Origin of the sequence: uncultured Brachyspira sp. (assembly GCF_949287625.1) — a bacterium.
Taxonomy (GTDB): Bacteria; Spirochaetota; Brachyspiria; order Brachyspirales; family Brachyspiraceae; genus Brachyspira.
Genome location: NZ_CASEGO010000072.1, coordinates 1 through 15237, shown reverse-complemented (window position 1 = coordinate 15237; position 15237 = coordinate 1). Strand labels below are relative to the sequence as shown.

The 15237-nt window shown below is 27.8% G+C and carries 8 protein-coding genes; all 8 read right to left on the bottom strand.

Annotation, left to right across the window (positions count from 1 at the left end):
- Positions 1 to 111 precede the first annotated feature (111 nt).
- A complete protein-coding gene (locus Q1X91_RS10805) occupies positions 112 to 3756 on the bottom strand; it encodes a DNA translocase FtsK (protein WP_300757089.1) in 3645 nt (1214 codons plus the stop codon).
- Positions 3757 to 3771: 15 nt separating this feature from the next.
- Positions 3772 to 4581 (bottom strand): undecaprenyl-diphosphate phosphatase, encoded by an 810-nt coding sequence (locus Q1X91_RS10800; protein ID WP_300757086.1) that lies wholly within the window; start codon positions 4579 to 4581, stop codon positions 3772 to 3774.
- Positions 4582 to 4753: 172 nt separating this feature from the next.
- Complete coding sequence (locus Q1X91_RS10795) at positions 4754 to 5482, bottom strand: hypothetical protein (RefSeq protein WP_300757084.1); 729 nt, start codon at positions 5480 to 5482, stop codon at positions 4754 to 4756.
- A 134-nt stretch (positions 5483 to 5616) separates the two neighbouring features.
- Entirely contained in the window at positions 5617 to 12603 is a 6987-nt protein-coding gene (locus tag Q1X91_RS10790; protein ID WP_300757081.1) for an ABC transporter, read from the bottom strand.
- 101 nt (positions 12604 to 12704) lie between these two features.
- A complete protein-coding gene (locus Q1X91_RS10785; protein ID WP_300757079.1) occupies positions 12705 to 13037 on the bottom strand; it encodes an STAS domain-containing protein in 333 nt (110 codons plus the stop codon).
- A 225-nt stretch (positions 13038 to 13262) separates the two neighbouring features.
- A complete protein-coding gene (locus tag Q1X91_RS10780; RefSeq protein ID WP_300757077.1) occupies positions 13263 to 13775 on the bottom strand; it encodes a hypothetical protein in 513 nt (170 codons plus the stop codon).
- A 19-nt stretch (positions 13776 to 13794) separates the two neighbouring features.
- Positions 13795 to 14325: a hypothetical protein gene (locus tag Q1X91_RS10775; RefSeq protein WP_300757075.1), complete on the bottom strand. Its 531-nt coding sequence runs from the start codon at positions 14323 to 14325 to the stop codon at positions 13795 to 13797.
- Between the two features lie 209 nt (positions 14326 to 14534).
- Positions 14535 to 15122 (bottom strand): TetR/AcrR family transcriptional regulator C-terminal domain-containing protein, encoded by a 588-nt coding sequence (locus Q1X91_RS10770; protein WP_013112738.1) that lies wholly within the window; start codon positions 15120 to 15122, stop codon positions 14535 to 14537.
- Positions 15123 to 15237: the final 115 nt, after the last annotated feature.

Genomic DNA, 15237 nt, shown 5'->3' with positions numbered 1-15237 from the left:
AATTTACACAACAAGTAAAACATTTAATTAAACTATAATTAATATTATTTAATTTAGCATAAAATAACAAACTCATTAAATTATTTGTCAAGTACTTTTTAAACAAGTCTATTATTCATCTAAAGTAATTAAAACCTCTCTAGGCTTACTGCCGTTTTCTGGTCCTACTATACCCTGACGCTCCATTATCTCTACTATTCTTGCGGCTCTGTTATATCCTATTTTTAAACGTCTTTGTAAAAATGAAGCACTAGCCTTACCAGTTCTTGCAACTAATTGAACTGCATCCTCCCAAAGCTCTTCATCAAGTATATCCTCTTCATCAGAATTTTTATCATCAGCATCACTTCCATCTAAAGCGGCAATCAAGCTCTCATCAAACATAGGAGACATCTGTCCAGATAAATAATCAACAACTTTTTTAACTTCATTGTCAGATACAAAAGCACCCTGTACCCTATCAGGCATTTGACTTCCAGAAGCACAGAATAAAGCATCTCCTTTACCTAGCAGCTGCTCAGCTCCAGACATATCAATTATAATTCTTGAGTTCGTTTTGTTAGGTACTTGGAATGCTATTCTAGTTGGAAGATTTGCTTTTATAACTCCAGTAACAACGTCAGCAGAAGGTCTTTGTGTTGCTATTATCAAATGTATTCCAACTGCCCTACTCATTCCAGCCAAACGTGATATCAAATCTTCAACTTCTTTTGAGGCTACAACCATCAAGTTATGAAGCTCATCTATGACAAGAACTATATATGGGAACAACTCTAAAGGCTCTCCGTTAAATTCTGTTTCTCCTTCTTTTAGTAATTGTCTAACCTTTTCATTATATGTCTTAACATTTCTTACGAAAAATCTCTCCATTCTCTCGTATCTTTTTTCCATTATATCTACAATATATCTCAATACTATAGTAGCTTTTTTCTCATCAGATACTACAGGAGACATCAAATGCGGTATGCCGTTATATATAGATAACTCTACCCTTTTTTTATCTACAAATATAAACTTTAGTTCATCAGGTCTGAATTTATATAATAGTGAAAGTATTATAGTAGAGAGACAAACACTTTTACCAGAACCAGTAGTACCAGCAACTAGTAAGTGAGGAGCTTCTGACATATCGGATATAACATTATTTCCATATATTCCTTTTCCAAGTACAAAAGGTATATCAAGTTTAGATTGTCTGAAATCAGAACTTTCTAATACATCTCTTAAGAAAACCGCATTTCTCACTTTATTAGGTATCTCTATTCCTATAACAGAACGTCCGGGTATTGGGGCTATTATTCTTACACTTTCAGAAGCTAATGCTAATGCTATATTATCAGTAAGATTTGATATTTTTGATACTCTTATACCAGAAGCTATTTCAAGCTCATATCTTGTAATAACAGGTCCTCTTGATACTCCAGTAACTTTTGCCTCTATATTAAAATCTAATAATGTATGCTCAAGCTGCATAGCTGTTTGTTTTATAGACTCCATCATAGCACCATCATTAACAGGTATGGATCTATTGAGCAAATCAAATGGAGGGTGTTTATAATGCTTATCAACATACTTTGTATCAAAATTTGACTGTATGCGTTCGCTGTCCATATTCCTTATATTTTTAGTACCAAGTATAACCTTTTTAGGCTTATTCAATGTATCAACGTTTCTTTGAGATTCCATATTAATGAAGCCTGCTGTCTCTTCTTTCGGTGCATTATTTATCTCTGCATTATTTTCAAAAATATTATCTGATTTTTCTTTATCCGCATATTCATTAAACTCTTCATTGATATTATTAATATTGTTTTTTTCATCTATAATAGTTTCTGAAGTATTTTCTGCTGAAGTATTATCATTGATATTTGAAATCAAGTTATTTTTAGATGAAGCTAAATACGGATCATTTAAATAATTATTTTCTTCTTCATAATCAGCAGTTTTATTTACGGTTCTTGTTTTTAATCTAATATCTTCTATGCTGTCAGAATTATTATCAGCATTATAAAGTTCTTCTTCGTCCAAATCAAATTCATCTATTCTTCCGTCAATACTATTATTGTATGAAGAATTATTATAATTTGGTATATGGTCTGCTCGGTTATATGCTCTTTTTGAAGCGTAGCCCATAGCAAATTCAAACACTTCTTTATTATTAGAATTTCTGCTTTGAACATTAGAAACATATTTTTCTGATTCAATATTATCTTTTTTATTGTTTATAGTTTCTATTATATTATCTATATTATTATTATTTTCTAACTCTTCAATTTCTTTAATTTTTTTATTTTCTTTATTTTCTTCAACTAATCTTTGCAGTTTTTCAAAGCTATCCTCTTCTTCTATATGAAAATTATTTTCTGTGTTAAAATTATTATCAGTTGTATCATTATAATAATTATAAATAAAGTCATCATCAAAGCTTTCTGTTTCTTTGGCTTTTATATACTGCTCTGATACATTGTACTTAGCATAATTGTTAACCGAATCATCATAAGCAGCCCTCTTAAAATCGGACTTTCTTAAATAATTTATATTATAGTCAAGTCCTTCAAATATTTCATTATCTTCAATGTTATTGCTGCTATCTTCTATTTCATCATTTTTTTTTTTATTTATTATATCATTATAATACTCTCTATAAAAATTATCTTCTCTCTCCATACTGCTTTCATATGTATTATTAACTCTATTAGCTCTATCTCTGCCAAATACAGCCTCAGCTAAAGTTAATCCTAAATCTTCTTCTTTAGTTTCCATAGTATTTATATTTATTCCGCCAAATCTATGATTTTTTAATTCTGATACAATACTGTCTATATCTTTGCTTTCTTTAGAGGTTCTGTTAAAGAAATTATCATATAAATTATGAGAAACATTATTTTTATGTAAAAATTTCTCTCTGTATCTTTTTTCATCAAAATCATTAACTTTTTCTATAAAAGGTATACTCTTTAATTCTAGTTCTGAAACTTCTTTTGTGTAAAATAAAGGGAGATAATCTTTTGTATATGATTTACTGCCGCTTGAATTATTTTCATTAATTTGATTATTCGTAATAGTGTAATCATGTTTCATATTTTTCATCTCAAAATCTTTTATTCCATCAACAACTTTTTTTTCTATAACCTTTACATTTTTAAACATATCTATTAAATAATTAACTAAATCCATTATAGAAACTTTAGCAAATATTATAGCTGTTATTAAGAAAGCTGATAATACTATCATAACAGCACCAGTCTTTCCAAACAATGATACTAAAGAGCCTCCTATAAACTCTCCCATCATACCGCCTTTATTATAAAAATCTAAATTTCCTAAAAAAATATTTAATAATATGCTTAGCAGAATCATTAATATAGATGATGATAAAGCAGAAACTAATATTTTATCAGTAGAATTTTTTAATATAATATTAACTCCAGCATACATAAAAAATGCCGGTATTACATAAGAAGAAAAACCAAAAGCCAAAAATGAATAAGCAGATATATAAGCTCCAAATATTCCAAGCAAATTCCTAACTTCTTTTCCAGAGTTCAAATCTTCCATGTTCATACTAAAATATGATAAAAGAAGTATACCAGCAAATAGAATACACAAAAATCCTGCTATATCAAAGAATATATTTCTATTTTCATAAGTTTCTTCATAATTATCATCGAAATTATCTGATGTATGTTTTTTATTTGCATTTCTTATTTCAGCTCTTTTTTGTATTGCTAATTTTCTTTTAAATAATCCAAACATAATAAAACTCCAATACTATAAACCCATAAAATAAAATAAAACGGCAATTCCAACTATCATACAGTAAAAACCGAAGAAGAAAAGTTTGCCCTTCTTTAAAAATGCCATTAAAAATTTTAATGCTATAATACCAAAAACAAATGCTGTGATAAATCCAACCAAAGCATAAGTAATATTAAAATCTGCCAAATCTTTTATTGATAAAAGCAGTGCACCGAATATTGCTGGGAGTGATATCAAAAAAGAAAATTTACCAGCCCAATCTCTATTAAGTCCTATAAATAATGCAGCACTTATTGTCATACCAGACCTTGAAATGCCGGGGAAAACTGCTATTGCTTGGGCTAATCCTATAATAAAGGCATTATAATAGCTCATAGTAAATACATCTTTTGTATCATTATTGTAGGTGTTCTTATCAAACTTCCTAGTTAGAAGCAATATAGAACCTGTTATAACAAGATTAAGTCCTATTCTCTGTATTTCTAAATTACTTAAATATTTCTCTAAAGTAAGTCCTACTGCTGCAACAGGTATAGAAGCTATTATAACCATTAATGATGTTCTAAAACCTTCATTATTTTTGCTTGAATTTTTAACATCTTTTAGCCCTAAAAAAAATCCGCTTATAGCTTTAATAATATCTTTATGAAATATTATACATGTGGCTAAAAAAGTTCCAAAATGCAAAGCTACTTCAAATGATAATATGTTTTCTGCATGAAACTTAAGAAAATATTCTGCTATTCTCAAATGCCCAGAACTGGATACTGGTAAAAATTCAGTTATAGCCTGTATAAAACCTAATATTACAGCTTTAATCATTAAACTACCCCATTGGTTTACATAATACTGAGATAATTTTCGGATAGTTTAAAAAAAACAATATAAAAAAATTATGTAAACTGATTTATGATAACAAAAAAAATAGGCCTGCCTTAAAATTAAGACAAGCCCATATACTATTTATGAGTGATATATGAATTTATTATAAGAATTAATTATCTACTAAATATAAACTTATTTGTCCTCCTATATCAACAGCACCGAAATCATTTTTAGAAAATCTAGCATCATTAACAATACCAGGACCAAAATCATATCCTGCATAAATACCTATGCCTAAAGCAGTTTCATCGCTAAAGTAGAATAAATAATCCAATGTAAGTTTAACATAAGGAATAACTGACATTTTATATTTATTTTTTATATCGCTTAAATTATAATAATAATTAACTTTCTCAAATTGACTGTATGTTGTGTTATAGTTCTGAGTTGACTCTCCTCCAGCCAAAGGAATTTTTACTCCAGCACCAAAACCAATGAAAAAACTTTTTATATTAAATTTAGGAAGTATACCTATAGTTAATGTATCAAAATAATATGTAGTTTTTACATTTTGAAACTGACCTGCTGCTCCTGCTGCTTTACTTTCATTATATGCATAAACATCTCTATGATATGCTATGTCTAATGATAAAGAAAACCCCATGTAATTATCAAATCCATTATATATTCCGGGGGTTATTCCAACACCCCATTCAAAAGCAGCTCCAGTAGTAAGTTTGCCGTCATTATTATTAACACCTAGTTTATAATCCTGATAGCTTTGAGAAATAGATGCTCCTAGCGGAACATACAAACCTATACCTGCATTAAAATCTGCAAAAGCTGTTTGAATTTGAATTATAAAAATACTAATAATTGCAAGAAATATCTTTTTCATAAATACGCCCCTTTCTTGATTGATTATATTTATATTATAATATATTGTAAATAAAATGTCAAGAAAAAGTAAATATTTTTTACTAAAAAAGTAAGTTTTTTAAGATAAGGTAAAATAAGGTAAATATTATTTATCTATTTTTCACCTTTAGGTATACCCGGAAGTATATAATCAAACAATGCATAATTGGCAATGTAAAGTGTATCTCTATCACTAGTATTTATGGTATTAACGCTCACTCTATTAGTTTTTATAAATCTATAAGCATCAATAATACCATTATCAAATCTTTCATACAAATACTTCATTATTGTATAATAGTCTCCTGCACTGTTGTTAGCATAAGTAAACATAAGTTTTGTATCATTTCTCGCAGTTAAATACATAAATATATCAGCATTTCTAGCAGGTGATAAGAAAATATCCTCTTTATCAAAAGGTTTATTTCTATTGGTATCTATTCCTATATAATGTGTTAATGGTATATTTCCATGAGGATTAGTAAATTTCTCAACCGCTGAAGTTTCTAAAGAAGTATAGAAATTAGTTTCAGTATTTAATTTAATTTTAGGTTTTCCTACATTAAGTACATAGCTAGGAGAATACTCTAGCTCTCTTATCTTAACAACATCATTACTTCTGAAAGAATTTAAATATGCAAAAGGCACTGTAAATAAATTAGCATAAGAACCTGTTATATATATTCTCTGAGCCCTCTGAGCATCTTTAATAATATCCGATGATAACATTCCGCTTTCAATAGATTTTAAAGCTGTTCTTCTGTCTCTTGCTTTAGAAGCATTGGTAAAACTTTCCAAATATCCGCTAAGTTTTTTCATATCGATTAAACTTGATTTTTTTACTTCGCTGTCCCCTACAACATAACTATAAGCTGTATATTTATTATTTTCATAAGCATAGAATATAAACATAGTATTAGTACTTTCATTAGAAAATATATCATAAGCATTTGCTATGTTTTTATCAAAGTCGCTCTCTGGAACACGTATTTTATTTAATAGTCCGTATATATAAGAAGAATTAGTTTTGTATAATGAATAGAATCTGTCAGCAAATGAGGATACTGTTTCTGTTTCAAATACATACTGATTGCCGTATATATAATTCATAGTAGTAAATATATCGCTTTCATTTGTTACAGAAGTATCAAGTATTGTATTAGCAACTGTTAATACTTCATTTGTGTTTTGCATTCTATTAAGGAAATTAGTTACTGTATCAATAGGAGTTTTAGCATATATCAAATCATAAAGTACAGCAACTTCCAAAATCTTTTCTTTATTACCTCCATTAACTCTGTTTGCTATATAATTTAAATATTTTACAGACTCACTAGGATTGTCTTTGGCTTTTAAGAATCTTGATAATGTTCTAGGAGTGAAGTATTCATCTACCAAATCGTAATTATTGTTTGTATAGAGATACACAAAATGCAATGCTCTGTTTGCACCTTTTACAGCTCCGTCTTCACCCATTCTTCTATACACTGGAAGCATTGACTTAATAAATTTATAGGCATTAGAATCACTTATATTGCTGTATGAAGAGGCAAAGAATTTATATCCTTCTTCTGAAAATAAATAAGCCGTATTAGTGTCTTTTGCCGCATATCTGTCTTCAACAATAGTCGCATAATTAAACATTTTCTCATCATCGCTTTGAGAATAGGCAATAACATTAGACATCATAGAAACACTAGGATTTTCAGTATTGGCATATGAAGTATAAAGTCTTGTTTTAAAATTATATGCAGCATTTGATAATGAAGTCATACTATAATCAGGTTTTCCGTATACAGTAAATAAATTATTATCATAGCCTTTCATAGCAGTTTCTAAAGAATTAGTTGATAATTTTCTGAAGTAATTAGTATAGAACATTATCCTTGAATCTCTTCCGCTGTTGCCTACTACTAATGCTATATTATTAATATTTCTCAATACTCTTCTGTTTTTATCAAAAGTTTCTTTATCGCTGTAAACTATGTATAGATTTTTACTCATAACATTAGATATATCTGATGCATTAGCACCTGTTATATCTACAATCAAAGGAACATAAGAATTAGTAACAATATCTTTTAATTCTATAAATCTAAAGTTTCCTCTTCTTCGTCTGTTTGTAGAAGATGTATTATTTGTAGTATTATAATTTGTTTCTGATAAATTAGTTTCAGTATTATTATAAGCAACATTCATAGCAAGAGTATTTCTTCTATATTCATAATTGTTCATTTCTTTAATATTATAACTGTAGGCACTATTAGTAGAGTTGGTATTACTCATCATGCTCATACTGCTGTTTATTTCTCTTTCAGCACTTCTAGTAGTTCTGTAGAATGAGATTAATTTAGTATCTATATAAGCAGTTTTTGCAGGAAGCATATATTCTGTAGAATCATACAATTCCCTTACAAATATATTCTTATTGCTTATAACAATTGGTCTAAAACCTATATGAGTAACATAGTTTTTAGTTTTAGGCATAGCATTACTTTGAAGATAGAATGAAGTTTTTCCATTTTCTCTTACAAATCTATATCCGAAGAATGTATCCCATATTAAAGTTTCATCTTTACGCATAGATTTATCTATATCTGCAGGCTTAACATCGCATATAACAATAGGCTCTATTGGGGTATTAGAAAATCTTTTTATAGCTTCTTTTTCATAATTAGCAATTTCTTTAAGTGCAGCAGCTTCTGTTTTACTGTCATAAGGAGTAGCAACAGCGTCTAAATATCTTTGATAAGCATAAAGAGCATTCTCATAAAGTTTATAATATTCTCTAAGATAATAATTATTTTCACCTAATGTATATAATCTTCTATCCAAAAATTTCCTTCGCATATCAATAGCATCAAACATAGCAAGTATATTAAGACTGGCATCTGGATATTTATCTTCTAAGAACTCTATAACTTTACGTTTTGCCTGTCTTAATATAAAGTTATTATCTTCTACAAATGTTATCATAAATACGCTTTCGCTTATTCTCTGAAGTATTCTAAATACATACTGTACAGGATAATCAAGACTGTCTGGATATCTGTTTCTATATTTACTGCTGAAATCAATTAAAGTAGTAAGTATAGCAATCTCCTCAACAGCAAAAGCTGAAGCCTGAGCCTTTGAAAATGCTGACATATACTCCCTTGCCGCCTCTTCAATATAGCCTGCAAGTTCATAAGCCTTAGCCAAATTATATCTTACAATTATTTCAGTTTTTAAATCTACTGGGAAATTAGAATTAGAAGAAAGAATATATTTATATCTGTCAATGGCATCTTTAAGCATTGTAAGTCTTTGAACATTTATATCATAATCCGTCATATCTGTAGGGTCATCATTGTTTGTTCTTTTATATTCTATGCTGTTATCTGCTGTAAGTTTGAATGCCATTATATATTGGAATGCAGCTATATGAGAATATAATAATAATCTGTCTTTGGTGCTAACTGCATTATTAGTAGATAATACTTTAAGAGTTTTTGTAGTATTAAATAATTCTATAAAAAATTCTTTTTTGATAGAAGTTAAATCATTTTCTGATAAATATCTTAAATATAAAGAGGATAAACTTAAATAGTTTTTAGCATCATTTTCAGCATTCTGATACTGAAGACTAGGATTATTTTCAAGAGTTTTAGGGTCTAATGTCTTTTGATATTCCTTTATAGAACTTTTAAATGACATTATAGAGTTTGACTGATCCCCTTGTCTGTAATAAAGATATCCTTCATTATTGAAATATGCTGCAAGCATAAGAGGCTGTATAGATTCTTTAGGCTTATCCTTTATAACATAATTTCTATAAGATGATAAAGCCTCTCTAGCCTCAGAATACCTACCCATCTTTTCATAAAGTTCCTGATATATAGAGTAAAGCATCTGCTGTTTATCAACATTCAATGGCTCTCCAGGTATATATCCTCCGAAAGATGCAAGACCTAAATTTACTATATTAATATTAGCTCCGTATAATGTTATACTTACATAATTTGGAGTGTAAACTGAAGAATCCAAACTATCAATCTGTGCTTTTACACTATCACAGTATGATAAAGCATTATTATAATCTTCTAATTTTAAATAACATGCAGCAAGTAAAAGCTGATTAAGTTCATTTTTATTAACATCATTTTCTGTAAGTTTATCTCTTTCAAGCAATGATTCTATAGCTTTTTCATAATCTTCCTGTTCAATAGCAGCTACAGAAGTGTACCCTACTATTTTGTATATACTCTCTTTATCACCGAGTTTTTCAAATAATTTGCGTGCAGTATCATATTCTCTGTATGCACCTTTTATATCATTATTCATCCAAAGAGAATAACCATAAAAGAAATGATACCAAGCCCTGCTCTTATCAGTTCCTACCTGATTAAGCAGACTTTCGGCCTCTTTATATTCATTAACAGCATCAGAATATCTTCCGTTTATCAAATATGAATTGGCAAGCATTATAGAAACAATATTAGGTTTAGTTTTTACCTTGCTTTTAGCCATTATTAAGGCATCTATGATTTCAGAATCTAAATCAGCAGTTTGAAATGCAAGCAAATTATAACCCATATATACATCATTTGTAATCGTATTATCTTTATAAGCAGGTACTAACTCTATTACACTTTTATAAGTTTTAGTATCCTGAAGAACCTGCATTTTCAAAGCCTGAGCAAATGTTAACATCTCAGCTTTTTTTATATAATAATCCTCTTCATCTGGATATAAAAATATTGCAAAGTCAATATATGAAACTGCTTTATCAACTATTGCCTCAAAAGATTTATTTAAATACAAATAAAATCCGTCTTCACGTTTTTTATCACTTACAACATAACGTTCTTTGCTGTACTGTTTTGATAAAGCCATACCATAATATCTATTTGCCAAATAATAATATGCATTGGCAAGCTCAGCATGTGCCTCATGGTCAGAATATCTTGTACTTAAAATAGTTCTCTCTCTTTCATAAATAGTTCTTTCAAGAGAATCTATAGTACTGTAAGCTCTAAGTCCGCTCTCTATTACTCTGGCTGATGCAGTTGTATCATTAGGCGAATATTTTAATACTTCATTGTAATTGTCATAAGCTGCAGCATATCTGCCCTGATTATAAGCATCATCTGCTAATGATTTATAATAACTTGCTAATTTACTTTTACAATCTTCTGCCTCATAGGTTGATTCAAAGTTTTTACCGCCGGAAGTTAAAGCATTTTTTAATAAGGCATAAGCTCCATCATCGTTTTGAGCTAAAAGCACCTTTGCATTTCCATAATATCCCAAAGCAAGCATTATATCATTTTTAGACTCTGTATAAGGTACAAATAAATTGGTAGCTTCTTCATAATTTCTTGAGAGTATAAGTCCGTCTAAATATATAAGCCTAGCAGCAGCTGATAAAGGGGCATAAGGGTGGGCATTATCTATTATAATATTATAAGATATCTTTGTATCTCTTATAAAACTTTTAGCAATATCTAATCTGTCTGAAAATAATAAATCTTTTCTTTTATAAGGAACATTATACATATCTTCATCTTCAGGATATTTATAACCGTTATCTTCAACAGAATGTGCATATAATTTTGCTGCTAACATATATAAATCTTTACTTATATTCAAATTTATTAAGTTATCTAATATAAGCCATGTATCTTTATCAGAATTGTTATTTTTATATTTCTCATTAGCTGATATATAGCCAGCCCAGCCAAGCAAATTAGTAATATCTAAATTTTTAAAATTCTTATTTGTTGCAAAAAAATCATTAGTATAAAAATCTAAATTGAATATATTTTCATTGGTATAAAAATTTGTATATATCCTTGAAGTTAAAAATCCTACAAATGTATTAGAATATTCCTGTGTAAGCGTATTTTTGGCTTTATTGTATTCATTTATATTATTATTTGTATATGATGATATCATTATATTAAAATATGCTTTGGCAACATTTCCCGCATCATCTTCGAAAGGAAAATATTCAGAAAATCTATCTATAGCATCAACTTTTCTATCATAAGGAAGCTCAACAAAGCTCTCATACATAGTCTGAGAATTATCATCTTTTATAAAATACTCTTTTGTAGATCCCATTGTTACTATACTTGTTCCGTCTTCGCTTACAACATAAGTACCTACCAAAGCAGAAGGATAAGCAACATTAAAAGTTGTTAATTGAGTATCTTCAGATAATACATATGACTGATGTGTTGTAAGAGAATATGACATCAAACGTCTTTTATCATAATATGTTAAATTTCCGTCTCTGTCAGAATCTTTTTCTATTTCAAAGAAAATTATAGTATCATCATTATAAAATGTAGGGTTAAATTTAAATGTTTTTGTAGAAGTAAGAATTGTTAAATTAGTTTGATCATTAGTACTTGGAGTAAAATTATATATAGCTAATTGAGAATAAGGTTCACCTATTTTTGAAGTTATAAATGCTATTTTAGTATCATCAAAAGAAAAAGCAGGAGAACTGGCTTCTATATCTGATAATTTTCTTACATCTTTACCATTATTTTTCATAGTAAAGAGTTTTTTAATACCAGCGTCTCTGTCAGATACAAAAGCTATCATATTTCCTCTATGAGATATCACAGGATCAACATCATAGCCTTTATAATCTGTAAGTCTTATAATATTTTGTTCTAAATTTTCTAAATTATTTTTTGAAGTTCTTATACCAACAAGATTAACTAGTTTATAAGCATATATATCACCAAAAGCATCGTCTCTTGTAGAAGAAAATACTACATATTTTGATTTATCATCAACAGAAACAGAAGTATCTATACCTGGACTTCTAGTTAATCTAAATGTTTCTAAGGTATATGAATCTATAGCAAAAATATCTGTATTTCCTGCATTTTCCCTTGCATAATATACCCAAGTACCCTCTCTGTCTATTACAGCATCTAAAGCTGGATTTACTTCCCCTGAAGTAAGAGAATATCTTTTGTATTCTCTTAAAAAAGGTCTGCTGCTGAATACAGAATCAGAATTCTTCTGACTGGATGCACAGGCAAATAGTATAAAAGAAAATAATATTAGTAATTTTAATTTTATATAATACTTTAACTTCATAAAATGTTTCTACTCTATATATTTAATAGCAGTATAAAATTAATTATACAACTTATACAAGCATTATACAAAAAATACAAATAAAAATCAATGTAAAAAAATTAGAATGAAGCTACTGCATCATCTACTGACTCATAAACTTCAAACAAATCTTCCAATTCAACTGTTTTTAATATTTTTTTAATAATATCAGGCACACAAGCTAATACTAATCTTCCATTTTTATCTTTAATTTTTCTCATTATAGAAATGAATACTCTGATACCGCTTGAACTTAAATATTCAATTCCTGATAGTTCCAAGATTAGAAAATGACTTCCAGATTCAACTAACTGCTCTAACTCTGCTTCTATAGATACAGATAAATTAACATCTAATTTTCCAACCAAACTAACAACTTTTACTTTGCCTTTATCATCTATATTTAAACTCATAATTTCTCCTTTTTGTAAATTTATTTTAAATATAACAAATAAAAAATTTTATTCAATATAAATTATAATAACAAGATATAAAGCAATATTGTAATATGGATTTTTAAAATTAAAAAAATTATATGCTAACTTCTCATACATTTATAGGAATACATAATAATTATACTTTTAATACGCTAATAATTTTTGTTTCAGACTTATGGTATTTAAGGAAATTAATATATTTTAAGATAAACTTCCTATCATAGCCTTTTTTTCCCAATTAATATCAGAGGCAGTAGGATAAGGAAATGCTGCCCACTTTATATTTTTCTTAGCCACCCATACTTCTTTAGACTGAAAAACTCCGTTAATTTTCATCCAGTTATTAAGTTTAGTATAATACGATGATTTATAAGCATATGTATAATATAATTTATTATTTTCAACAATATATCCTTCCATAAAAGTTACTTTTACAGAAGGATAGCCAGAAAAAACCAACATAAATTTATTTAAATAATCAGTATTACTGTAAACGGCCATATTATCATATTTTGCTTTTACAAAATTTAATTTTTTTTTGCCACCTATAATTAATCCAGCATCTTCTTTAAATAAATAGCTCTTATCAGCATCTTTAACTGTTTTATTCTGAACTAATCTAACCCAAGCATTATCATAAGATATTACGCTTTTATGATTAATAAAAAATAAAACTATAAGAACTAATAATATAACTAATATAATAAAAAACATACTGAATTATAATATTTATTTAATACAATTCTCCAGCATATTCTCCATCTGCCCAGTTAACATCTTCAGGCTGAGGTACTGGATATGATCCCCAATCTGCATCAGAATTGGCAACCCATCTTTCATTGGTGTAAGTAGAATTAGACTTTTTCCAAGAATCCAATTTTCCCTGATAACTTCTTATATATTTTGAATATCTCATTATTTTGCCGCCCTCTATAGAATAACCTTCTACAAGATTAACGCCTAAAGCTGGAGCATTATCATAAAACATAGATATAGGAACCTGATGAGTATAGTACGCATGTGTATCAGATCTTGCTCCCATAAACTTATACATTTTTATCAAAAACATAGGCGATTTTCCAGATACCAGCTCTAAATCACCTCCAGGTCTTCCTTCATATAAAGCACCTTTCATATCTATTGTTTTTCTAAATATAAAATTAGCCCAATTCTTTGAATAATCACTCTCTTTAGTTATATTTTGTGCATTTAACAAATTAAAACAAAGCGTAAACAATGATATCAAGATAATTATTTTCTTCATAATATAAATATCTCCTGTTCTTTATATATAAATAAATCAAATTAATTATATAAAAGTAAAAAATTTATTTTATTTTTTATATTATCGACAAACGTATACCTTTTCATAATATATTTTGAATAATTATTTATATTAGACAGTAAATAAGATTTTTATTTTACAAATGAGAATTTATTTAAATATTATAGATTATATACTAAATTGCTGTCTTATTCAGAGAACACTCTCTGCATAATAATATCAGAAATATATACAGCCAAATCCTCTACTGATATAAAACAGTCATTTAAAATCCAATCGGTAAGAACTGATATAAAAGCTCCTGAATAAAAACTGCCCATTATTCTTACAACATTTTCCTTATCTGGTCTTATTGTTTTGAAATCCTTTATACCCTCAATTACATAAGAGGCTAAATATTCTCTCAATATTTTAGTAATGCTTCCGTCTTTATTATTTTGAAATATTATTTTTAAATACTTTCTATTTAGATAAAAATATTGAAGTATTTTCTCCATTATATCAACATGTTCATCTTTTAATTTATTTTCTATTTTGTATCTATTTAGGTCTTCCAAAAACTTGGCTTCATATTCATCTAATTTTGATTTTAATAGTTCATATTTATCATTATAATAAGTGTAAAAAGTACTTCTGTGCATATTAGCTTTTGCACAAATATCAATTACTCTAATATCTTCAAAAGGTTTTTCTTCTAATAAAAGACCTAGTGAATCTTCAAGTATTTTTTTTGTTTTTTTTACTCTGGCATTATTTTTATTTGAACTATTTTTCATACATTAGCTTCCTAATCTAAACAAAAAAAATAATATCACTAATTTAATTAACAATATTATTAATAATAATAATTATATTATAATATTGCAAAATGTAAACTATTAATATAACAAT